The sequence below is a fragment of the Terriglobus roseus genome (assembly GCF_900105625.1).
In the GTDB taxonomy this organism is placed as follows: domain Bacteria; phylum Acidobacteriota; class Terriglobia; order Terriglobales; family Acidobacteriaceae; genus Terriglobus; species Terriglobus roseus_B.
The window spans coordinates 2,557,070-2,580,987 of the sequence record NZ_FNSD01000001.1 but is presented as its reverse complement, the minus strand read 5'-3'; the positions used below and the strand labels follow the sequence as shown (position 1 = coordinate 2,580,987).

The window sequence follows — 23,918 nt, the reverse complement described above, 5'->3', positions numbered from 1 at the left end:
GAGCGCATCGGCGCTTCCATGGTGGTGGCGGCAGGCTCGGTATTCGGACTCTGGGCGTCCTACTCTGTTGCCGCTTCCCATCTCCGAAGAGACAGTGCTTGGCTTGCGCCCTGCAACATTTCGTTCCCATCACCGCTGCGGGACAGCGCTGGATTTACACCAGCTTCCCGTTTAACAAACCGCCCGTAGGCGGTTTGACCTGCACAACACAAGTCTATGGGGCGGGCACACGGACGACAAACCGGCTGCACAACTCCGAACCGCAGGCTATCAGGAAAAGCTATCAGTCGGCGCCTGTCGCTGGGCAGTGGCAGCGCACGCCCATGTCGCGCTCCTGCAGGGTCGCGATGGATTCGTACTGCCTGGCTCGCCGCTCGACTGCGTGGCTCAGGTCCGCGAGCAGCAGGCGACTGTCAATATCTTCGATGGTCTGCACCACCTCCAGGACCTCTTCAGCCTTGGCCTTGAAGCGGCTGGCAATCAGACGGTTCGCGTAGACGAATGTTTGACAAGCTTCCAGATCCTTAATGGGCATCGATGTTTTACCTCTCACTGATACCTATGAGTCATGACGTTTGCTGCGAGCCGAAACACGACCTACTTTATTTCGCCAAGCTTCGATACTTGTCTGCAAGTGGCTTGTCGGCAAGCGCCTTGATGAACAGGCCACCGACAACACTGCGCGCCTGGAAGCCGCTCTGCTTGCCGGTTTTGGTGTCGTACCAGTCGGTCATAGGCACGCGGCTCGTGGTCTCGTTGGACCACTTATACAGCGGGTCGACCAGCGTGTTGAAGGTTGCGCTGTCATCCGCAAGTGTCGCGGTCCATAGCTCCCAGTCCAGCTTGGTATAGTCCTTCCGGCTGTCGAGCGGCAAGCCGTAGATGTTCAGCTTGGTCTTGTAGAAGGTGAGTTCGCTGTCGCGCACGGACTTCGGGAACAGGTCGTAGCCCAGCAGTTTGTCCCAGACCAGGTTGTACTTCTGGCTCCACGTGTTTGGGCTGTCGAAGGCCAGCTTGTAGTGGTCGCCCTCGCGGTCCATCTCCATCCACTTCTTCGCGTACTCGTGTGCGTCGGTGTTGTACTTCTTGGCCTCGGCGTCATGGTGCAGCAGCTTGCTCAGGTCGGCGTAAGCAGCGAGTGCATCAATGGCCTTCAGCGACAGGTTCGCGTTGTGCGTCACGTGCCCCGCGAAGTCGTCGGTCGTCAGCTGCTTTTCGGGATCCAGGCCGTGCTCGTGCAGGTACTGCGCCCACTGTGTCAGCTGCGGCCAATACTTCTCGGCCAGCTTGACACCATCGCCGTTCGGCTCCAGACGAGCGAGCGCGTCGACCAGCAGGATCATGTTGCCGCTCTCTTCCACGGGCATCTGATCCTCTTCGGTCTTCTCGCCACCGCCGTAGTCCTGTCCGTTCGCCAGCGGGTAGCGGCCCAGGTCATGCGGTGCGAACGGAAAGCGCCAGCGGTTTGGCATGGCAGCGTATTCCAGGATGGGTAGCACCTGCGCGTGCAGCAGCCGCGGGTTGAAGAAGAGGAAGATCGGCGCGCTCGGGTAGAAGACGTCGACCGTTGCCGTGTCGCCGTTGGAGAAGTTCTCCTTGGCGAAGAGCATTGGCTGTCCGTCCGGTCCAGCGACCAGCTTGTGCGCTGCGATCGACTGCCGGTACGACAGCGTGCAGAGCCACGCATAGTGTTCGCCGGCGGTCTTCGTCAGGTCAGCGACCAACTTGGCGTCGAAGGCGTTGCCGCGTGCGTCGAGCTTGTCGTAGTCGCGCAGCGCCTCTTCCAGCATGTCGCTGACAGGCTTGCCATCACGCTGCCACCACGGGCGGACGCGCGTGTTCAACACCTCCATGCTGAAGGTTTCGGTGTAGCTGACGATCACGGTTTTTGACACAGGCTGCACACTGACGCTGCCGAATGGAATCGCGACAGCCATCTCCGTCGCAGCCTTGGTGTTTGGCGCCGGACCGTCAATATCGTCTGCGCCCGCGAGCATGCCGTCCTTGGCAAATCCCTGTGCGGTGCGTCCGCTCAAAGTCGTCTTTGCGCCTGCTGCGGTCGGCACGGCGATGTGGAAGTAGCCCCAGTCGATCTTCAGGTCATCGCCCGAGCGGTTCAGGACATTCTGACTCTGGGTGCCGACCGACAGAACAGTCATGTTGCCGGTCTGCTGCCGAGCGTACGTCACAGGCTGGCCGCTGAAGCTGGTCGCCATCTCGGCATTCGCATTCAGGAAGGCCGAGACCTGGTGAGGCTGCCCATCCGTACTGTGCGCGGTCCATGTCAGATAGGTGGCCGGACGAGAGAGCAGATCCAGATCGTCCAGAAACGCCGGCGTGAAAAATGTGAGGTCAATTGCGACGCCGCCGCCGGCGAAGTGATAGCGAGTGTGTGTCGGCGTCAGCTCGGTGCCGGTCTGCTCCATCGCCGGGACCTCGCGGGGACTGTTGCCCATGATGCGAAAGGATTTACCGTCCACCCGTACCAGACTGTCCAACGGCTGCGAGTGGCCGGTCCAGTGCTTAGTGGACTCGTCCGTCAGCTTGTCCGTGAAGCTCCAGACGGAGAAGTACGGGTCGTGCGCAATCAGCGGAGTAGCCGGGGGACGACGATCAGACTGCGCGTTCGCCAGTGTGGTGAATAGCAGGGCAAGCGGCAGGGCGGACTTTCGCAGATGCATCAAGAACTCCTTTTGGGTCGGAAGAAGCATAGCAATGCGCAAGTAGATGGCGAAAGTGACCGATCTCGCGTTCGGGCTGCAACGGCAGGGGGAGTAACTCAGCGGGCTTAAAACCTTGACACTCTGAGCGGATTCCGCGACGATATTGGACTAGCACCCCTTTGTCTATTTGCCGGCCGGTGTTTTTTGTCGCCCTGCTGGCGGCTATTCCGTGCCGCGCAAATCCCGAACATCTGGTGCCATCAATTTGTCCGCTGGGCCGGTGTGTCTTTCGCCTGCGTGGCGGACGCTAGAGCAAGGAAGTTCCCAGTGCACGCAGCATTTGCCCTCTTCTATTTACAGGCCGGTGGATTCGGCAATCTTGGCCTGTTACTGCCCGTGCTGCTCGTCGGCATGGTGCTGATGACGGCGATCCCCAACCAGCGCAAGCAGAAAAAGTGGAACCAGATGCTGGCCAGCCTGAAGTCGGGCGATCGCGTGGTCACCACCGGAGGTCTGCGCGGCACCATCCTGAACCTGAAGGACGATGCGGTCATCGTGCGGACGCTGCCGGACGGCGTCAAGCTGGAAGTTTTGAAGAGCGCCATTGCGTCCGTAACCACGGAGGACGACGAGACGGAAAAGGCTTAGTCGCCCGCTCCCATGCTTGACTTGAACTGTCATGCATGGATCACCCGCAGATGCGGCGACACCCTCCGCTTGAGTCAAGAGAGACATGCAGAAGAATCTGAACGGCAAGATCATCGCCATTATCGCCATCCTCCTGGTCTTCCTGTACGGGATCTTTGGCATTCCCCACGGCTCGCTGAAGCAGACACTAACGGACCGCATCCACCTGGGTCTCGATCTCCGTGGTGGCACCCACCTGGTGCTGCAGGTACACACGGCCGAAGCGGTTGCTGCCAACAGTGACAATGACCTGGTCCGCACGCAGGCTGCCGTTACCAAGGTTGCTCCAACTGCCAAGGCCGCGAAGCCCGACGCGGCACAGCCCGTCATCCTTGTCAGCGGCGTTCCCTCGGCGAGCATGCAGGCCGTAAAAACCGTGCTAAGCGGCACAGAGTATAGCGCTTACGACATCAGCTCCACGGCCGACGGCTACAAGCTCTCGATGAAGCTGGCTGAGATCAAGGACATGCGCGAGCGCACGCTGGATACGTCGATTGAGACGATCCGCAGCCGTGTCGATTCCCTCGGCGTGGCCGAGCCCGTCATCCAGAAGTATGGTCTCGGAGAAGATCAGATCCTCGTCGAGCTGCCCGGCATCGACAATCCCGATCGCGTCCGCGACGTGATCCAGTCGACTGCGCGCCTCGAGATCCACGAGGTCGAAGGCGGACCCTACACCAGCCTGCAGGACGCGCAGACCGCCGTGCAGCCGGATGCCGTCATCGTTCAGGGTGGCAATACGGCCGACGCGCAGGAGTACTACGCACTGAAGCGTATCGCCATCGTGCAGGGCCCCGACTTCCGCGATGCACGAGCCTCGCAGGATGAGGCCGGCCGCCCGGATGTCTCGTTCAACCTGACCACCGGCGCCGGCGACCGCTTCTACCAGTACACCAGCACCTCCATCGGCAAGCAGATGGCAATCGTGCTCGATAACCGCGTGAAAGAAGTCGCGACCATCAACGGCGCCATTCGCGACCAGGGACAGATCAGCGGCGGTGGCTTCAACAAGCAGACCGCAGCCGACCTTTCGCTGATGCTCCGCACTGGCTCGCTACCCGCGTCGATCACATTCCTTGAGACACACTCGGTCGGACCTTCGCTGGGCGCCGCAAGCATCCGCCAGGGCGTTATCGCGTCGATCGTCGGCATGCTGGCCGTCATGGTCTTCATGCTGGTCTACTACCGCGGCGCCGGCATCAACGCGGATCTCGCTTTGATCCTGAACCTTGTGATCCTGCTTGGTTTCATGGGCTTCACCGGATCCACGCTCACGCTGCCCGGCATCGCCGGCGTCATCCTGACCATCGGTATGGGCGTCGACTCCAACGTGCTGATCTTCGAGCGCATCCGTGAGGAGATCAATCTGGGCAAGCCCGCCGCAGCAGCCGTCAAGAACGGCTTCGATCATGCGTGGACGACGATCCTCGACACGCACGTGACGACCATCGTCTCGGCGCTGATCCTGTTCTTCGTCGGCACGGGCCCGGTCCGCGGCTTCGCCGTCACGCTGATGTTCGGTCTGCTTGCCAACCTGTTTACCGCGGTGTTCGTTTCGCGCGTGATCTTTGACAGCGTCCTGCAGCGCAAGACGCGCGGCGAAGCCCTGTCGATCTAAGTTCGAAGGCCGCCGCCAACGCGCGGCCCATGAGGTTCAAAACGTGGAACTGTTTCGCGACGTAAAAATCGATTGGCTGAGCAAGAAGTGGTTCTTTCTTGGCTTCAGCTTGATCTTCTCCGTGGCCGGCGTGCTCAGCATGCTCTTCTGGCATCACGTTCCGGTGGGCATCGACTTCAAGGGCGGCACGCAGGTGCGTGTCTCCTTCCCGACCGCGCCCAACGAAGACCACCTGCGCCAGGCGATGGATCGCGCCGGCATTCACGATGCCAGCATTCAGCGCCTGACCGGCGGGTCGACCGGTAACGAAGCGGTCATTACGCTGCCGCAGGCAAATGACAGCAACGCCGACTCAGCGCGAACTGCCGTGGTTGGCGCGCTGGCAAACAACTACAAGGATTCCTCCTACAAGATCGAAGACGCCTACACCGTCGGTCCCACGGCGGGTAAGCAGTTGACGCGGCAGGCCGGCTGGGCCGTTCTGTGGTCGCTGGCAGGCATGCTTGTCTACCTGTGGTTCCGGTTTGAGTTCATCTATGGCGCGGCCGCTGTCATCGCCGTCTTCCATGACACGCTCATCACCATCGGCTTCTTCTCGTTGTTCAACATTGAGATCACGCTGACCGTCGTCGCCGCCATCCTGACGCTGGTGGGCTACTCCATGAACGACACCATCGTCGTCTTCGACCGTATCCGCGAGAACCTGCAGACCATGCGCCGGTCCACACTCTCTGAGATCGTGAACCGCAGCATCAATGACACGCTGAGCCGGACGGTCATCGCCTCGGGCCTGACGTTCCTAACCGTTCTGGCGCTGTTCATCTTCGGTGGTGAAGTGCTGCACGGCTTCTCCTTCGCCCTCGTTGTCGGCATCCTGATCGGTACGTACTCGTCCATCGCCGTCGCCGCTCCCATGCTCGTCGCCTATCAGGACTGGCGCGCCAGCAAGGGCAAGAGCACGCAGCTGACGGCAGGTCGTAAAGCGACGGTCTAACGCTTCGCCATCCATCACGAAAGGGGCGCCCACGGGCGCCCCTTTTTATATGCTGTCAGTCCCGCGCGCACTTCTGCAAGGTGTTGTCCCAGCTCGGACCTTCCCAAGTGAGAACATCAGGGCATGACCCAGGACAGCCAATCGAACCCTTACCAGGTCCGACCAGCGCGCGAAGAAGACATTCGCTGGGCTGCGCAGCTAGGACGGCGCGTCTACCAGGGCCTCGACGTGATCCCGGAAGCAACCATGCTCGACTGGTTTGCCGCGAATCCCAATGCGTTTTTCACCTTCTGGCATGATGACCAGCGCATCGGCAACTTCGACATCCTGCCATTGCGGCCATTGGTCATGCAGCGCTTCGTTGCAGGGGAGCTGCTGGAACGAGAAATCGAGTCCAAGGACATCTTCACCCCTGCTGAATCTCACGCCATCCGCGATCTGCACTGGGAGAGCATTGTGGTCGATCCCGGTTATGCACGCGAGCGACGCCCGATGGTCACGCTCTTCCTGCGGACATACCTTCACACGCTCGCGCACCTATGTCCCATCGATCAGCTTGGCAACACCTACGCCATCGCTGCGTCGTCTGCGGGGGCAGGTTTGCTTCGGCGCATGGGCCTGTCACCTATCGCGGAGGCGTCCACGCGACTCGACGCGCATCCGCTCTACTGCGGCAATGTTGCAACGTATCGCGCCGTAATCGACGCAACGTTTCACACTGCAAACGATGTGTAATCAGCACCGACCGGAACGTGCTCTTCGCATCGTTGCGACGCTGTTTCTCCAATGAATACCGTCGTTTTTGCGTATCGCGTCGGCAATCGAACAGAGTCATTTGCCAGAACTCTTTTGCTCGCGATAGTATCGGCTTCTCGTCAAGCTCATCGGTACTTACGCAAACGCGTCGGCCGTTCGGTGCTCCGGGAAACTTTCTTTCTGCCGCCGGGAACAAATTAGAAACACGCGGTGTCTACAGTCGCAGCTTTACCTCTCGCAGATTGGGGTTGCATATGTTCGAAGATTCGTTGGTGGAGTCCTCCGGAAAGTTGAAGTCGAAGTCGACCCGTTATATGTGGCTTACGGGCGCCTTCAACCTCGCGATTGTTGGGGTGATGATTCTTATCCCTCTGCTGTACCCGGATGCGCTTCCCAAGACGGCTATGACGGCGATGTTGTCCGCGCCGCCGCCTCCACCTCCGCCGCCCCCGCCTCCACCACCTGCACAGGTTGTGAAGGTCGTTAAGGCCGTGGCAGTGATGGATGCGTTCACCGCTCCCACCAAGATCCCCAAGAAGATCGACATGACCCATGAAGATCCGCCACCGCCGGCCAACGTCGCCGGAGTCGCTGGAGCTGGCATGGGCGCTGCAGGCGGATCCGCTGGCGGCATCATGGGCGGCCTGGGTCTGGGTGCTGCTCCCGCTCCTGTGGTCAAGGCTGCACCGCCGAAGCCCGCCGGTCCGGCAAAGATTTCCAGCGGTGTTATGGCAGGACAGGTCATCACCAAGACGCAGCCTGTTTATCCTCCGATTGCAAAGGCAGCACACGTCTCTGGTTCGGTGATCCTGCACGCGATCATCTCCAAGACCGGCGCTGTCGAGCAGCTGTCGGTTGTGTCCGGTCCGGAGATGCTCCGCGCCAACGCAATCGCCGCTGTGCAGACCTGGAAGTACAAGCCTTATATGTTGAACGGCGAGCCGACGGAAGTCGACACGACCATCACCGTGAATTTCTCCTTCGGTAGCTAAGGGCTACGGGACGTAATCGGGCACCACTGCCGGAACGTCTGAAGGGAAACGCTTCGATTCGCAGGGCCTTGCATATCAAAGTCGGGTCCTGCCCACTTCTTCTACGAACTTATAACCAGGAGGACTGATTCTCGTGATTCTCGCTCACGCAGCAGCAAGCTTCGCCCATGTACCCGCCACTCTCGGCATGTTCTTCCAGGAAGCAGAGGGCGGCGCAGCCTCCTCAGGCTTCTCCATCTTGGGCATGCTCAAGAACATGGGCTGGATCGATCTCGCCGTCGTCGGCATCCTGTTCATCATGTCGATCTGGTCGCTCGCAGTCATGATCGATCGCGCCCTGTACTTCTCGGCAGCCCGCAAGCAGTCCCGCGAGTTCGCTCCGAAGGTTGCAGGCGCTCTGAAGGATGGCCGTCTCGACGAAGCAATCAAGGTGGCAGACCGTTCGAAGAAGTCGCACCTCGCTGAAGTTGTTACGGCTGGCCTGCAGGAGTTCCGCTCCTACGGTTCGGGTGGCGCAATCTCCGACGAGCAGATCGAGTCCTCCAAGCGCGCTCTTGAGCGCTCGGAAGCTATCGTTCACGCCAAGCTGAAGCGCGGCCTGGGTTCGCTCGCAACGATCGGTTCCACGGCTCCCTTCATCGGCCTCTTCGGTACGGTTATCGGTATTCTCCACGCCTTCCAGGAAATCGCGAAGAGCAAGTCTTCGGGTATCGGCGCAGTCGCCGGCGGTATCTCGGAAGCTCTGGTCACGACCGCGTTCGGTCTGCTCGTCGCCATCCCTGCCGTTATGTGCTTCAACTACTTCACGAACAAGGTTGAGTCCTTCGACGTTGAGATGGACAACAGCTCCTCCGAGCTGGTCGACTACTTCATCAAGCAGTCGAGCCGCTAAGAGCTGAAACGGAAGCTACGCGAGAACAAACACGAGATGGGTCTGCGGGCATCGCCTGGCAATGTCCGCAGACCAACACTCTCTGTCTCACGTTCCCTTCTTGATCCAAACCAGGAACATCTCAGGACGGAGTCGCTTCTATGGCACAGGCAACTCGTGACGAAGGTAAGAAGGTAAATTCAGACATCAATGTCACTCCGATGGTGGACGTGATGCTGGTGCTCCTGATCATCTTCATGGTCGTCACCCCCATGCTGAACAATAAGGTCAACGTCGAACTGCCGCAGGCAGCTGCAGCAGTCGTGATGGAAGACGCAAACAAGGAAGACTCGATCGTCGTGGCAGTTACACGCGATGGCAAGACCTTCCTCGGTGGCGATCAGATCACGGCAGACACTCTTGGCCCTAAGATCTCGGAAAAGCTTGAAAACAAGACCGATAAGCGTGTCTACTTCCGCGGCGACCAGCGCGCGAACTACGGCAAGGTCATGGAAGCCATTGACGGCATCCGCACAGCAGGCGTCAGCCAACTGGGCATGATCGCCGACAAGCCGCTGATCTAACCTTTCTCAACGGCCTCTCGCAGGCACGGAACCAATTTTGAACGGACCGCATTGCGGTCACACAGGAGATTCACCATGGGCATGGGAGGCGGAGGCGGTAAAGGGCAACGGAGTGACATTAACGTGACCCCGCTCATCGACGTTCTTCTGGTGCTGCTGATCATCTTCATGGTCATCCAGCCCAATACCGTACGCGGCCTGGATACACTGGTGCCCCAGCCGCCGAAGAAGGAAGACGCGCAGAAGGAACCGGATCAGCGTACAGTCGTTGTCCAGGTTCAGGGTGCCGCCAATGGCGCGCCCACGTACAAAATCAACGAAGATCAGGTTACGCTCGATACACTCACCGCAAAGCTGACGGACATCTTTGCCCGTCGCAACGACAAGGTGATGTTCGTCAAGGGTGACAAAGACGTAGACTTCGGTGCGGTTCTGCCGGTCATCAATGACGGCCATGCTGCCGGCGTCGATAACATCGGCATCATCACCCCTGCGGTCGAAGCAGGTAAGTAATTTCAAAACGAAAGAGGGGCGATGAGACTTTCATCGCCCTTCTTTCGTTTTCACTGATATACCTCTTAGTACCGCTCCAAATGTAATGCCATTTACCGGCCGCCTCTGTGAGGGGTTTTCTGCCCTGCCGGTGTGTTTCTGAAGTTCTTTTTCTACGCTCCCGTCGATCCGGCAACATGGCGTTGAGACGTTACAAGATGCTGACGGCATAACCACTTCAGTATGCCGCGTTTTGTAGCTCTACCGCTAGTCAGCCGCGTTCGTCTGCGGTTACAATCACTCTCACGCGTGGCCTCTCCCAGGTCATTGCGTCTCTACCGAATTACCCTGCTCGTATGCGGCATTTGAAGGAGATCATTCGCTCAATGAAAGCTAACGCACGTGTATCCGCCACGGTCGCTCTTCTGCTGTCGCTTGGAATGCTGACTGGCTGCGCCAAGCTGAAAGCACGCGACCAGCTCACCAAGGGCGTTGCGGCGTTCAAGAATGCGCAATATGAGCAGGCGACGAATGCCTTCCAGAAGGCGATCGAGTACGACCCGAACTACGATACGGCGAAGCTGTACCTGGCAACCGCGTACTCGTATGAGGTTGTTCCAAACCTCGAAGATGCCGGCAATCTGAAGCTCGCCGACAAGGCCATCGCTGGCTTCAAGGACTATCTCGTATCCCACCCCGGTGACAAGGTTTCCCTGCAGCAGCTCGCTTCCATCTATCGCAACGTTAAGAAGTACGCTGAAGCGAAGGAATACGAGCAGCAGGTGATCGCTGTTGACCCGAAGGACGCTGAAGCACATTACACCATTGGCTTCGTGGACTGGGTCGAGGCGTATGACAATGCTCGCAAGGCACTCGCTCTGGATGGCCTGACCGATAACGGCGAAGGCAATCCCAAGATGAGCAAGGCCACCTGCGCAAAGCTGAAGGAGCAGAACACGCCCCTGGTGACCGACGCCCTGAGCCACTTGCAGCAGGCGATCCAGATCAATCCGAACTACGACGAGGCTTTCCAGTACCTGAACCTTGTCTGGCGCCGCAAGGCTGACTTGGACTGTGGCGATCCCGCAGCCCAGAAGGCGGATCTCGCGAACGCTGACAAGGCGACACAGGACGCGATGGGCGCTCGCAAGATCAACGAGCAGAAGAAGGAAGAAAAGGCTACCAAGGGCCAGGTCACGGCGCAGTAAGCGCCAGGGCTCAAACTTGATGGAAACGGCGGCCTCCCTAAGCGGGGGCCGCTTTTCTTTGCGCGGATCCCGCTGCGCGAAGGAGCAGAGGGACCCGATCGGGCCATTCCATGAAAGCTCCACCGTGTTGAGTGGACTCGCCGGAAATTTAATGCGCCCTTCCCCTGAGCTCCATCACTTCCTGCGGCCGAAAACCGCGGGCCATTTATCCTAGAGACGATGGCTGCACTCTTTGGCAAGTCGCTACCGGAACTGACCGAGCTTCTAACCGCACTCGGGCAGAAGCCGTACCGCGCCCGGCAGCTATGGGACGCCCTTTACCGGCAGCGTGTCGATACCATCGACACCATCACCACCTTGCCCGCAGAACTCCGCGCCCACCTCTCGGAGGACCACGCCATCGAACTCCCGCAGATGGTGCAGACCGCCGTCTCCGTCGACGGCACCGAGCGTTACCTGATGCGGATGGCCGACGGCGAAACTGTCGAGACCGTGTGGATGCCGGACGGTGACGGCGTCGAAAACACCGATGACGCGGAAGACTCCGCAGACCACCGCGCAGACGGCAAGCTCACGTTCAGCTCCAGGAAGCTCCAGGCAAACGGTCTGCCTGTCGACAAGCGCAACTGGGGCGCGCTGGCCGAGGCTGGTTATCGCCGCGCCACCATCTGTATTTCGAGCCAGGTCGGCTGCGCGGTCAACTGCCAGTTCTGCCTAACTGCCAAACTGGGCATACGTCGAGACCTGACCGCAGGTGAGATCGCCGGGCAGGTCGCCGCCGTTCTCAATCGCCACAAGGTCCAGATCGGCAAGGACCGCATCAACCTGGTGTTCATGGGCATGGGCGAGCCCTTCCTGAACTATGACAACTTCATGAAGTCGGTTCTGCTGCTTGTTGAGGGCATCGGTATTCCGGCCTCGCGCATGACGGTCAGCACCAGCGGCATCGAACCCGCCATTCGCCGCTTTGCCACAGAGACCGTGCGCCCCAACCTCGCACTCTCGCTCAACGCCAGCAACGACGTGGTTCGAGAGCAGATCATGCCCATCACGCGCAAGTGGAAGATCGAGGCGCTGCTCGACGCCGTCCGCACGATTCCAATGACGAAGCGCGACTGGGTCACCTTCGAATACGTCATGCTCGGCGGCGTCAACGATCAGCCTGTGCACGCGCACGAGGTGCTCGCCCTGCTCAAGGGCATGCACGCCAAGGTGAACCTGATCGTCTGGAACCCAGGCCCCGGCATCGCCTACACGCAGCCCACGCCCGAAGACGTCGACGTCTTCCAGCAGACGCTCATTCGCAATGGCCTGCCCACCTACATCCGCCGCCCGCGCGGCCGCGACATCTACGCCGCCTGCGGCCAGCTCAAGCGCACCGTCGAGCCAGAAAAGCCCGCCGACGCGCTCGTCCAGCTCACGGCATAACGACATCGTCAGCCAAAAAAGAAGTTCACCGTAATCGTGGTGTCGACTTCCACAGGAGCACCTGCCAGCAGGTAAGGCGAGTACTTCCACTGCCGCACCGCATCCATGGCCGCATCCGCTAGCGAATCGTCCGGGGCGGAGATCAGTTCCAGATCGCGTATGGCACCATCCTTGCTAATGATGGCGTGGAGAACCACATTGCCTTGAATATGGCGCTGCTTCGCTTCTTCGGGATACTTCGGCTGCACTTTACGAAGAACACTGCCGGCGATCACGTTAGCCTCGATCTGCTTAGGGCCGCCCGTATCCGCCGCCGGCAGGTTCATGTCGTCTGCCTTAAGTGTTGGCACGGCCACAATGCCGTCCACGTGAACGTGCGCGCGCATCTTCCCCTTTTCCATCATCGTGATGTCGCCGGGAAGATACACAGATCCAAAACGAAGGATGCGATTGAAGGCGAAGACCAGCCCATTGTGTCCCTGAACCAGGCGGATGATCGCCGGATCTGCGTCAACGCAGTAGACCGCATTTGGCGCCACACTGACGGTCACGCCCCTATAAGGCAGCGAGGCCACCACGCAGCGCAGGGAGAGCTTGCCTGCTTTCTCCGACGTCATCCTGTAGGTGTAGCTGCTCATCTCTGCCGCCGGAGGCACCGGCGTGAACAGCTTGTCCAGCACGCGTGTCATTGCGAACGTCGTCTGATAACCCCTGTCAGTGATCTGGCGAACTTTGCCATCTACGCTCGTCACCACGGAGCGCTTGTCACGGTAGAGAATTGATCGCTGCCAAGGACCATCCAGCAAATACGTCTCTGACAGAACGCCTTTGCCGTCCGGAACGCCGTTGAAATCATAGGTCTCGAAAGAAGCCTGCAACCGGAACGAAGCCGTGCCGGGCTGATGCAGGTTCGAAAGCTCCCGTGCCTGCTGCAGCACAGCCATTGCCTTCGGGTCAGACTTGACCTCCGCCGAGCAGCCCGGAGTAAGAGAAGTTAGGCACAGAGATACCACGAGAAAGCGACACAGTATCCGCATAACAAAACCCATTCGTTAAAGTCTGAACGATCCACACCGTCGTGCCCACCACTCTGGTCAGCATCTCCAGTCAGCGATGGGGGCCACTCAGTTTGAGTGGCCCCCATCGCTTCCGACACGTGTGCGCCCGGCTATTGGATCGAGATGGTCAGTGAGGACGATGCGCCTGCACCCGGATTCGTGGCAACCAGTGAGCCGCTGCCAGCTGCCGCCAGATCCGAAGCCGGAATGGCGACCGTGACATGCGTCGCATCCACGATGGTCGTGGTGCGATAGCTGCCGTTCCAGGTGACTGCGACGCCCGGCACAAAGTTGCTGCCGGTCAGCGTTAGCAACGTGTTGCTGGCGCCATGCGTAACGGTTGTGATGGAGCTTGAGGTCAGCACGGCCGCCGTGTTGGTGTTCAACTCCTGCGGCACCACAAACGGTCCGCGTAGCAGGTAGATGTGACCGGAGTCGGTCACCACTGCCAAGCCGTCCTGCCCCCACCGCACAACATCATTGATCGCGATGTTGTAGTAGGCAGACCCTTCTGTCCCGGGGATGTTGAGAGGCAATAAGCCGGTTCGCAGATAGCTCTGTGTGTCGTAAGATCCCAATCCGTCGACATACCCAAACGAGGAATTCGGCAAGGTATTCACCGGGTAGAACGCCGTCTTCAGTGAGGCATCCACGGAGAGTGCGGGCAATCCGTTGGAAGAATAAGAGGAAGTGCTCGGCAGGGTGAAGGCGCCGGTCTGCGTCGCGCTCGTCGGGGTCACAGCGTAGATCTGGCCTGTCGACAGATAGGCCTGTGCCCCGTACAGCCGGAAGCATCCGTAGCTGCTGGTCGAAATCGTCTTCACGGTACCGATTCCGGCACTGCTGACCGGGAAGTCATACCAGCCGTAGTAAACAGTCAGCAGGTTCGCAGGATCCAGGAAGACGTTGCAAGAGCTGTAGTTGTAGAGCGAGTTGGCATTCGCCCGGACCGCCAGCGTGTTGGACGATGCGGCGTAGTCGTAGATCCCGATGTTTCCATACGAGGTTGGCGCCATTGCCAGCGTGTCTTCCGTTCCAGGTTGGATTGCGACCATGGGGACGATGGAGGGTGAATAAGACATGGAATTTGGAACCGTGACCGTGGTGTAAGCGTCCGACGTCGTTTTGGTGAGATCGACCCGCTCCAGGGTTGAGGGCGCCTGAGTGTTTGTGTTCGTGCTTCCCAGGGTAGCCCACAGGGTCTTCCCGGAGTCGGATAGAGCGAGCTGATTCGGTGCGTTGCTGAGCGTCACCGGTGTGCCAAAGGTTCCAGTCGCAGGGTCCAGTGTGACCAGCGAGCTTCCTGTAACAGTGCTGGAGCCCGACGATACGCTGGCGATCAGCTTGCGCGTGTAGGGCTCGTATACGACGTGCTTCAGGCCGACCGTAAGGACGTTGTAGATCGTCAGTGGCAACGAAGCGGTCGATCCGCCGCCAGGAGCCGGGGAGGTCACTGATACCGGCGCCCAGCCAAGGGAAGACAGATTTGCGGACGGGATAGTAGCTGTCAATTGCGTGGTGCTGAGGAACGTTGTGGTCAACGGTGTGGCACCGAGATTGACCGTGGATGCAGAGGTGAAGTTCGAACCGGTGACGGTGATCGTGGTGTCGCCACCGCCCACCCGGATGGTCGACGGGCTAAGCGATACGAGGGCGGGGGCGAGGTTGTAGGTTGTGCCCGTGACCGTGATGGCCGCGCTGGCGGAGTTGTCACTAGTCGAAGGGTCGGTTGAAGAGCCGCGCACCTGCGCCGCAAGGCTGGCGGTTCCTGCGGTGGTCTGCAGCACTGTGATGGTGACGGTTGCAGTGCCATTCTTGGCCAGTGTGCCGAGGATGCAGCCGCTTAGCGAGGGGCAGGCACCGACGGAGCTAACTGCAGACTGCAGAACGCCAGTCGACGGAGCTTGCAGAACGAGAGCGACATCCGTCGCGGCTGAAGGCCCTGTGTTCTTGATCGTTGCGATGTAAGTGGCCGTGCTGCCGGTGGTGATGCCACCACTGGCAGACAGCGTGACCGAAAGATCCGCCGACGTGGCAGACAGATCCTTCACGGAGTTGGATTGCAGCGAGAACACTCCAGCCTTGGTGTGCAGGGCAAGACCATTGACACCCCAACGCACCAGGCGATGAGGATTCAGCGAGACGTACTGATTTGCCGCGTTGTAGATCGAGCTCGGCACATTGATCGCGATCGGTGTATTCAGGTCCGTATAGTTCGCCGGGTTGAATACCTGGATCTGGCTATAGGAGCAGCAGGAGCTGGAAGGCGTATCGAGCACATAGAACTTCGACAGGGCCGCGTCATACAGACTCGGTCCGCTTGCGGCGTACGTGCCGTTCATGAAAGTCCCAAGCAAGGACCCCGACTCCGGATCCAGAACACGGCCATAGTCCGTGAACAGCTTCGGTGTCGCAAGCTGCATCTCGTCATAGCCCGAGGTTGCGATATAGCTGCTGTTGTAGCTGCCGCTGTACTTGCTGGTAAGGCCGCCACTTGCGTAGGTGAAGGTTTGCAGGGTACTGCCGCCCAGGTACAGCTCGTTGCGCGAGCCGTCCGCTTGAATGGCGTACGCGGAGTTCACTCCGACCGCAGTTCCACGGAGCACGCCGCCATCGTAGAGGCCAAGCTGGTACGAGTTCGTAATGGCCACGGAGTCGGTCGTGCCGGGAAGGACCAGCATCGCCGAGATCAGGTTTGTGGAGGAGTTGCCGAGCGCGGAGAGCGAGAACTGTGCGCCGGCCACCCCGGCAAGCAGGTCCACCTTACGCACGGCATTAGTCCCGTTCAGAGCGACCCAAAGCGACTTGCCATCATCGCTGATCGTCATGGCACCCGGTTCGCTGCCCACGTAGATTGGTGTGCCTAGGGCGCCCGTCGCAGGATCCATGGACACAATGCTGTTTCCGGAAACGGTACTGCCTGCACTGGGAATCGAGAGATACAACAGGCCGTTTACCGCGTTATAGACCATGTTGTTGCTGACGACGGGCACGTACGCCGTGAGCAAGGAGCTCGCGGAGGTACCCCCGCCGGGAGCGGCCGTGCTGACCTGGATACTGCCGTTGCCTGGGAACGCGATCGCGCCAGCCGGGATTGTTGCCGTGAGGTAGCCCGAACTGTTGTAGGTCACCGGCAGGGGCAGACCGTTGAATGTCGCAGTCGAACGACTTGTAAAGCCCGTTCCGTAAATGGCTACAGTGGCACTCGTGTTGATCGGGACGTAGTTGGGCGACAACGAAGTAATCGTTGGCGCCGGCGGATCAGCGATGGTTACGGTCAGCGTGTTGGAAGTAGGTGTGGGGTACGTCGACGTAGTCACCGTCACCGCTGCATTTCCCGCTGTGGCCAGCAGGTTCGCTGGGATCACGCCGGTCAGGTGCGGACCGGACGTATAGGCATACCCGTTCACGTAGACGGTCCCGGTTGAGTACGTCGAGGCGATGATCGCCCCATTCCACTGCAACGTGGAGGTCGCGGCAAGGCCCGTTCCGAAGACGTTGATCGTAGTGTCGCCCATTCCGCTGTAGAAGCTGCCAGGAACCACGGAGTAGATCGAAGGCGAAGTCAGGCGAGCGATCACGACGAACGGAAGCGACGCCGAGGTCCCGCCACCCGGGACGGGATTCGCGACTGCGATCGGTAACGTCGTGGCGTTCGTGAGGTCTGCGGAACTGAGGGTGACCGTCAGCTTCGTCGGGCCGACGTAGGTCGAAGAGTGCACAGCACCGTTTACCAGCACGGTGGATGTTGCGACAAAGTTGCTGCCCGTCAACGTTAACGTGGGCGGAGCGGACCCCTGCACGATACTTGTCAGTGAAAGAGACGTGAGGGAAGGCAGTGGGTTCGTCACCGTCAGAGCGCTCGTTCCGCTGGTGCCACCGCCCGGCTTCGGGTTAATCACATTCAGAGGCAGCGACCTAGCCGTGGCGAAGTCGTCCGCCGTCAGTGCGGCGGTCAACTGGGTGTCGCTGACAAAGGTCGTGGTTCGCGGGCTGCCGTTCACAGACAGCGCTACGCCCGGGACAAAATTAGTGCCGGTCACTGTAATGCTCGCTGCAGTCGAGCCCATCAGTACGGCCGTAGGGGCTACCAACGTGAGGGACGGGACGGGATTGTCGACGGACAGGGCGGCCACGGCAGGGTCAAGCTTCGCAACCGTGCTTCCATTTGCTACCGAAACGCTCAACACTGCGCCCGTCTTCAGCTGGGCAGACGGCACCACGGCGTGGACCTCTGTTGAACTCACAAAGGTCGTCGTTTCAGCCAGGTTGTTCAACGAGATGACCGAGCTGGTCGTGAATCCCGTGCCTGTCACCACCACAGTCGTGTCATTCGAGCCGACCGGAACATCCGTCGGAGAAACGGCGGAAACGCTCAGCGTCGTGGTCGTTGGTGTCGTCGTCGTGGTGGTCGTATTGGACGACCCCCCACCGCTGCCGCTGGCGCAGCCAAGAAGCGAGACGGGGAGAACGAAGGCAATCAAGCACAGAGAGGCAGCAGGTCGAGCAAAGAAATGTTTCATGGAGGCTTGAAGGGTACCTGTCAAGAGCGGCCAAAGCAATGAAAAGTGGCACTCAATGTAAACATTTCTTTTAAGGCTGCGACAGGGTTCCGCAAAGGTTTGCGGCGGTGATGTCATGGGAGCAGTTCCGCCCGGACTAGAGGGAGCGGTTCCCTTTGTCTCCTGATCTGGCAACTGATGTTTAGGACCTCAAAAAAAATGCAAACGGCCACCCGCAAGGGTGGCCGTTGCCTCCTCCGGGGAGATCAGATCAACGGTATTCAATAGGGCCAGCCCGGAGCAGGGATCAGGCCTTCATGCACTTTTCACTTTTACTGACACGCAAAGCGCGTCGAGAACCGCACGAAGCGTTGAGTCTTAGTAGCCGCGGTAATAGTAGCGGTAGGGGCCATACATCGGTGGTGGCGGCGGATAGTGGTTGTAGACGACGGGTGGCGCCTGGTTGACGATTACGGGTTGCTGTTGCGGGGCCTGTTGCTGGATGTAGATGGGTTGCTGCTGTTGGGCTGCGGGCTGCTGGACGAAGTTGACGACGACCGGTGAGGACGACTGCGGCTGCTGCTGATACTGCGGCGCGTATTGTGGCTGTGGAGCGTACTGCTGCTGCGCGTATGCGGGCTGGCGCTCTACCGGTGCTGCGGCTTGCTGACGGTAGGTGTCATAGGTGACTTCGTCCGGCGTCTGCCGCGCGATCAACGCGGGCTTACGCACAGCGTCTTCCTGGGGCGTTGGAATGCCGAAGTCATCCATGACGCGCAGTGTCAGCTTCGTCTCGGCCTTCAGCGTGGGCGTGGGTCCGCGGCGTGGCAGGTTGATCAGGTCGATCGGCCACAGCACTGGAATCAACCACATGACGGTGTCCTTGGTGGCATGGCCAGTACCCTGGATTTTTCCGTCCTTGTCGACCTTGTTCTTCGGCGTCGCAACGACGCGTGCATTCAGAGGCACCACGGTGTCGGGCTGGACGATCAGCTTGTCGAAGTCCAGTTCCATCCATCCCTTGCCAACGAAGTGGCCCGGGTCCTTGTACTCCGCAAAGTGCCCCATCAGGTAGCTGCCGTAGGGAAAAGAGGAGCGGCCAAAAGCTTCGCTGTGGCCCAGTGTGCACAGTACCGGATCGCCGACATTCATGGTCTTCGACGAGACGCTGCCTTCCGAGATGGTGCAGTTGATGATGGAGCCGGCGGGTACCAGCTGATCAGCCATGGCCGACAGCGGTAACGCGAGGAGTGCAGTTGCAAGCAGAGAGGAAAACTTCAAAGCGAACCCCCGGGGGATGGGACGCTCCGGAAACGGAGCAGGCTGATGCTGCGCGGATGTGAGACGGATCCTCCCGGAGAAGGACCGCCCGAGTTTTCTGGAAGTGCACTCCCGGAACGCTCGTCATGAAAGAAGAAAGTGCACCGATCATCCGTGTATTTCGCATTTCAGTCAACGAGAAAATGCATCGAATGCTCAATAAAGACGCGGGTTCCTGTCGCTTGCATACTTTCTGCAGCAGTAAAAGTTTTCTACGCAACTTACGCAAAAAGAGCGTGTCTACGATTTGAATGGGCCAACGTTGCTGAGGCGCTTATGCGTCAGGCACCGAGCAGAAACAGAACCCATCCCGCAAGCCCGGCACCCAGCATCGGACCCATAACCGGCACCCACGCATAGGCCCAGTCGCTGCTGCCCTTGCCTGCAATCGGCAGCAAGGCATGAGCCAGTCGCGGTCCAAGATCGCGCGCTGGATTAATGGCATATCCAGTGGTCGCGCCTAGGCTCAGTCCAATGGACCAGATGAGAAAGCTGACAAGCAGTGGGCTCAGGCCTGCAGCCGCCCCGGTCGTCAGAACGAGTTTGCTGCTCATGCCACCGGCCACCAGCACCAGCACAAACGTCGCCAGGAACTCGCAGAACAGGTTGTGCGGATAGTTACGGATCGCGGGGCCCGTGGCGAAGACACCAAGCTTCGCAGCCGGGTCTTCCGTCACTGCCCAATGCGGCAGGTAGAACAGCCACGTTGCCGCTGCGCCACAGAAACCACCGGCAACCTGCGCCAGCGTGTAGGGCAGCAGCTTCGTGAAACTCTGCGCCTTGATGGCGAAGGCGAGGGTGAACGCGGGATTCATGTGCGCATCCGGGGAGCCACACAGCAGCGAGACAAAGATGCCGCAGAGCACCGCAAAGGCCCATCCGGCAGCAACTACCATCCATCCGCTGCCTTGCGCCTTACTGCGCTTCAGAGTCACGGCCGCGCAGACACCGTTGCCCAGCAGCATCAGCACAAACGTTCCCATGAATTCGCCCAGCAGCGGGCCGCGTGAGATCAACGGACACTCCTTATGAAACATGCACGAACTGCAAGCAGCCCTTCAAGGAATCACCCTCGGAGGGCCGTGGCTCTCACCATGCCGACCTTTGCTGACTCAGTCCGGCTTGAGCCGATGCGAGAACTCTTGCGCGCGTGCGATGAAAGCATACCTCAGGGGATGAAGACCAGTCGTAGCAACATCCTTGGAGTCACGTCTTGGAAGTCGCGCACTTCCGAGAGCAACTTATTCCGGAAGATACTGCTGCGCCAGCAAAGTGAACGCTTCGACCTGTTCGCGCCTCCACACTTCATCGCGGCCAAGTTCCTTCGCCATCAGATCCGCTACATGTGGAGCGATCGCAATTGCCGCGCGTGCATTCAACAGCAGGGCGCGTGTCCGTCGCGACAATGCATCGTCCAGCGTTCGGGACATTTCGTTGCGTACCGCCCAGACAATCTCCGCGGCGATGTAAGGCAGCGCAGGATGAAGTTTCTGCGCCAGCTCGGGCGATTCCTCTGCAAGTGCCCGCACACCTGCTGCATCAGAGCCGTAGACCAGCAGCTCACCAAGGTCGGATGCGTTACTCCATCCATGAACATGGAGTTCCGCCGTCGTGCAGGGTGCATCCGGCAGACGGCCCAGCGTAGCCGCGTGATTCACCGTGTCTTCTGCCATGTGGCGATACGTCGTCCATTTGCCACCCACAATCGTCAGGAGGCCGCTGCCGTCGATGTGGATCGTATGGTCGCGCGAAAGCGAACTGGTCTTGCTGCCATCGCCGCCCGCAGCCTTGACCAACGGACGAATGCCCACATAGATCGACAGGATGTCCTCGCGCGTGGGCTTGCGACTGAGATATTCGCCAGCGGTGTCGAGCACGAAGGCGATTTCCTCTTCCAGCGGACGCGGCTCGTAGCTTGGCGCATCAATCGGTGTGTCGGTGGTGCCGACAACGGTGTGTCCATGCCAGGGGATTGCGAAAAGAACGCGGCCATCGCTGGTGCGCGGCACCATGATGGCTGTCTCCGCGCGCAGAAAGCTCTTCTCGAAGACAAGGTGGATGCCCTGCGAAGGCGACACCATTGTCGTCGCCGCGGGCTCGGCCATGCGACGGGTCTCATCGGTGAAGATCCCGGTGGCATTCACAACGCACTTCGCCCGGACGCGGATGCGCTCGCCGGCCTCACGATCTTCGAGCATTACGCCATTCAAAAAGCCGTCGTCTCCACGCAACAGTTCCACGGCCGAGCAGTAGTTCAAGACTGTCGCACCATGGTCCGCCGCCGTCATCACCAGGTGGGTCAGCAGACGCGTGTCGTCGAACTGGCCATCGTGATAGACCACGCCGCCACGCAGACCCTCCTGCGCAATGGTTGGCAGCCGCTGCAACGTCTCCTCGCGAGAAAGGATGTGCGACTTGCCGAAGGAATACTTAGTCGCCAGCAGGTCATAGACCTTCATGCCGATGCCATAAAAAGGTGCCTCCCACCACACGTAGTTCGGCACTACGAACGGCAGATCATGCACCAGGTGTGGCGCGTTGGCGCGCAACAGGCCGCGCTCCTTCAGCGCCTCCATCACAAGCGAAATGTTGCCCTGCTCCAGGTATCGCACACCGCCGTGCACCAGCTTGGTACTGCGGCTGCTTGTGCCTTTGCCAAAGTCTTCACGCTCCAGCAGCAGTGTCCTGTAGCCGCGTGTCGCAGCATCCACCGCAACTCCCGCGCCGGTTGCTCCACCGCCAATGACGACAATGTCCCACGGCGTGTCACCTTGAGTGCGAACGGCTTCCATCATGGCTTCACGATTCATAGCGACTCCAATCTGTTGCAACGGTCAAAAGGACCGCACAGAGAACTAACGGATAGAAGAAGAAGTTTCTCAGAGGATCTAGCATCGAACCAATCGCCTGCTGTGCACTACATTTGTTTCGCAAGCAGGACCGCATCGTGGCTGTTGCCCAGTAGAGATACAGATAGAGCGACGCGATGCAGAGAACGCCGGAAGCGATCCTCTCCGAGAGGAACCAGCCGAGGTAGATCAGGATGGTTGCCATGCCGACCAGTGCTGCTGTTTCGGCCCACCGTGGTGAAGGCGGATCGTCGTATCCGAAACCGCCAAACAGCACGGACAACACGGTCTCGATCAATGCACACACGCCCGCAAGAACAATCGCAACGCGACGGAACCAGCTATGCCCGCTCCACACCGTCATCGCGGACTGTTCCATTCTTTTGCGCGCGTGACCGCATCCTGCCACCGTGCATCCAGCGCGCTGTAATCATGCTGTGGTTGAAAGATATCGCCCGCACCCTGCTCGCGACGGATCTCGTCGGTATCAGGCCAGAATCCGACCGCAAGACCTGCAAGGAAAGCAGCGCCCATGGCGGTGGTCTCAAGACATGCCGGCCGATGCACCGGAACACCCAGCAGGTCTGCCTGGAACTGCATCAGCAGGTTGTTCGCCGCGGCGCCGCCATCCACGCGCAACTCGCGCAGTGGCGCTGGTGTATCGGCATTCATCGCGCGCATCAGGTCCGCAGTCTGCAGGGCGATGCTGTCGACCGCGGCGCGTGCGATGTGCGCTTTCGTGGTGCCGCGACCGATGCCGATCATCATGCCGGACGCATACGGATCCCAGTGTGGCGCGCCCATACCAGTGAAGGCCGGCACGAATATGACGCCGCCACTGTCCGGCACACTCAATGCCAGAGCTTCCACGTCACTGCTCGATGCGATGATGCCGAGCCCATCGCGCAGCCACTGCACTACGGCACCACCGATGAAGACCGAGCCTTCCAGCGCGTACTCCAGCTTGCGATCGACGGAGCATGCCAACGTCGTCAGCAAACGATGTTCGCTCTGGCGGAAGGTATTGCCAATGTGCTGCAGCAGGAAGCAGCCCGTGCCGTAGGTATTCTTCGCATCACCGGGGCGCGTACACATCTGCCCGAAGAGCGCAGACTGCTGATCGCCTGCAATGCCTGCGATCTCGACACCCTCTAGCCCCAGCGTAGTGCTCACCGGTCCAAGTTGCTCGCTGGACCAGACCACCTCCGGCATCATCGACCGCGGCACGCGAAGGAGTCGGAGAAGCTCATCGTCCCAGCGGTCTTCCACAATGTTGTACAGCAGTGTTCGGCTTGCGTTGGTGCGGTCGGTGATGTGCCGCTTGCCGCTGGTCAGATTCCAGATCAGCCAGGAGTCGACCGTGCCGAAGGCCAGCTCGCCGCGTTCGGCACGTTCCCGCGAACCGGCAACGTTGTCCAGAATCCACGCGGCCTTGGTGCCGCTGAAGTACGGATCCAGACGCAGCCCACTGCGACGGCGCACCTCGTCTTCCGCACCGCGCTTCACCAGGTCGTCGCACGCAGTGGCCGTGCGTCGGTCCTGCCACACGATGGCGTTGTAGACCGGCCGGCCCGTCTCGCGGTCCCACACGATGACTGTCTCACGCTGGTTCGTGATGCCGATTGCGGCCACATCGCGCGGACGAACCCCGGCCCGTCCCAGCACCTCGACGGCCGAGGACATCTGGCTGGTCAGGATTTCAAATGGGTCGTGTTCTACCCATCCCTGTTTTCCCGGGGGAAAGATCTGCGTGAACTCATGCTGCGCCGTACCCACCATGGCGCCGGCGCGATCGAACAAAATGGCGCGGGAACTGGTCGTACCCTGATCCAGCGCAAGAATGTACTGCGGCATCACACTCACCTCGACGAAAGCTGTGCCGCATCACAGCGGAAA

General features: G+C 60.0%; 19 protein-coding genes and 1 riboswitch. Of the genes, 10 read left to right on the top strand and 9 right to left on the bottom strand.

What is annotated here, in order from left to right; genetic code table 11:
* Nucleotides 1–17 precede the first annotated feature (17 nt).
* Nucleotides 18–218: riboswitch (cobalamin riboswitch) on the bottom strand.
* A 65-nt stretch (nt 219–283) separates the two neighbouring features.
* Nucleotides 284–535: a hypothetical protein gene (locus tag BLW03_RS10645; protein WP_074653930.1), complete on the bottom strand. Its 252-nt coding sequence runs from the start codon at nt 533–535 to the stop codon at nt 284–286.
* Nucleotides 536–602: 67 nt separating this feature from the next.
* Nucleotides 603–2,681: a glutaminase family protein gene (locus BLW03_RS10640; protein WP_074655935.1), complete on the bottom strand. Its 2,079-nt coding sequence runs from the start codon at nt 2,679–2,681 to the stop codon at nt 603–605.
* A gap of 309 nt (nt 2,682–2,990) precedes the next feature.
* On the opposite strand from BLW03_RS10640, the gene yajC reads away from it, so the two are divergent.
* The 10 genes from yajC (at nt 2,991) to rlmN (ending at nt 12,293) form a co-directional block, all read left to right on the top strand.
* Complete coding sequence (gene yajC, locus BLW03_RS10635) at nt 2,991–3,311, top strand: preprotein translocase subunit YajC (protein WP_074653929.1); 321 nt, start codon at nt 2,991–2,993, stop codon at nt 3,309–3,311.
* 85 nt (nt 3,312–3,396) lie between these two features.
* On the top strand, nt 3,397–4,968 hold the full coding sequence (gene secD, locus BLW03_RS10630) for a protein translocase subunit SecD (protein WP_074653927.1): 1,572 nt from the start codon (nt 3,397–3,399) through the stop codon (nt 4,966–4,968).
* A 43-nt stretch (nt 4,969–5,011) separates the two neighbouring features.
* Nucleotides 5,012–5,962, top strand: coding sequence for a protein translocase subunit SecF (gene secF / locus BLW03_RS10625; RefSeq protein WP_074653925.1), 951 nt, complete (start codon nt 5,012–5,014; stop codon nt 5,960–5,962).
* A gap of 123 nt (nt 5,963–6,085) precedes the next feature.
* Nucleotides 6,086–6,697, top strand: coding sequence for a hypothetical protein (locus tag BLW03_RS10620; RefSeq protein ID WP_074653924.1), 612 nt, complete (start codon nt 6,086–6,088; stop codon nt 6,695–6,697).
* 275 nt (nt 6,698–6,972) lie between these two features.
* On the top strand, nt 6,973–7,710 hold the full coding sequence (locus BLW03_RS10615; protein ID WP_074653922.1) for an energy transducer TonB: 738 nt from the start codon (nt 6,973–6,975) through the stop codon (nt 7,708–7,710).
* Between the two features lie 133 nt (nt 7,711–7,843).
* On the top strand, nt 7,844–8,602 hold the full coding sequence (locus BLW03_RS10610; protein WP_074653920.1) for a MotA/TolQ/ExbB proton channel family protein: 759 nt from the start codon (nt 7,844–7,846) through the stop codon (nt 8,600–8,602).
* Nucleotides 8,603–8,742: 140 nt separating this feature from the next.
* A complete protein-coding gene (locus BLW03_RS10605; RefSeq protein WP_074653918.1) occupies nt 8,743–9,165 on the top strand; it encodes an ExbD/TolR family protein in 423 nt (140 codons plus the stop codon).
* 75 nt (nt 9,166–9,240) lie between these two features.
* Complete coding sequence (locus BLW03_RS10600) at nt 9,241–9,678, top strand: biopolymer transporter ExbD (protein ID WP_074653917.1); 438 nt, start codon at nt 9,241–9,243, stop codon at nt 9,676–9,678.
* A gap of 365 nt (nt 9,679–10,043) precedes the next feature.
* The gene (locus tag BLW03_RS10595; protein ID WP_074653915.1) at nt 10,044–10,865 is read left to right on the top strand and encodes a tetratricopeptide repeat protein; all 822 of its coding nucleotides are present in this window, start codon (nt 10,044–10,046) and stop codon (nt 10,863–10,865) included.
* Nucleotides 10,866–11,084: 219 nt separating this feature from the next.
* Nucleotides 11,085–12,293, top strand: coding sequence for a dual-specificity RNA methyltransferase RlmN (gene rlmN, locus BLW03_RS10590; protein WP_074653913.1), 1,209 nt, complete (start codon nt 11,085–11,087; stop codon nt 12,291–12,293).
* Nucleotides 12,294–12,301: 8 nt separating this feature from the next.
* Here the strand turns inward: rlmN and BLW03_RS10585 are convergent, their stop codons facing one another.
* The 7 genes from BLW03_RS10585 to glpK all read right to left on the bottom strand — a co-directional run bounded on the left by BLW03_RS10585 (nt 12,302) and on the right by glpK (nt 23,876).
* Entirely contained in the window at nt 12,302–13,231 is a 930-nt protein-coding gene (locus BLW03_RS10585) for an energy transducer TonB (protein ID WP_212733179.1), read from the bottom strand.
* Nucleotides 13,232–13,461: 230 nt separating this feature from the next.
* The gene (locus BLW03_RS10580; protein ID WP_170835017.1) at nt 13,462–17,874 is read right to left on the bottom strand and encodes a beta strand repeat-containing protein; all 4,413 of its coding nucleotides are present in this window, start codon (nt 17,872–17,874) and stop codon (nt 13,462–13,464) included.
* 357 nt (nt 17,875–18,231) lie between these two features.
* Nucleotides 18,232–19,080, bottom strand: coding sequence for a hypothetical protein (locus BLW03_RS10575; protein WP_074655934.1), 849 nt, complete (start codon nt 19,078–19,080; stop codon nt 18,232–18,234).
* Between the two features lie 374 nt (nt 19,081–19,454).
* Nucleotides 19,455–20,189, bottom strand: a complete 735-nt coding sequence (locus BLW03_RS10570; protein WP_083350720.1) for an MIP/aquaporin family protein — start codon at nt 20,187–20,189, stop codon at nt 19,455–19,457.
* Between the two features lie 225 nt (nt 20,190–20,414).
* A complete protein-coding gene (locus tag BLW03_RS10565; protein WP_074653909.1) occupies nt 20,415–21,983 on the bottom strand; it encodes a glycerol-3-phosphate dehydrogenase/oxidase in 1,569 nt (522 codons plus the stop codon).
* Nucleotides 21,973–22,386 (bottom strand): hypothetical protein, encoded by a 414-nt coding sequence (locus tag BLW03_RS10560; RefSeq protein WP_212733178.1) that lies wholly within the window; start codon nt 22,384–22,386, stop codon nt 21,973–21,975. Before BLW03_RS10560 ends, BLW03_RS10565 begins: the two co-directional genes overlap by 11 nt.
* Nucleotides 22,383–23,876: a glycerol kinase GlpK gene (glpK, locus tag BLW03_RS10555; protein ID WP_074653905.1), complete on the bottom strand. Its 1,494-nt coding sequence runs from the start codon at nt 23,874–23,876 to the stop codon at nt 22,383–22,385. Before glpK ends, BLW03_RS10560 begins: the two co-directional genes overlap by 4 nt.
* Nucleotides 23,877–23,918: the final 42 nt, after the last annotated feature.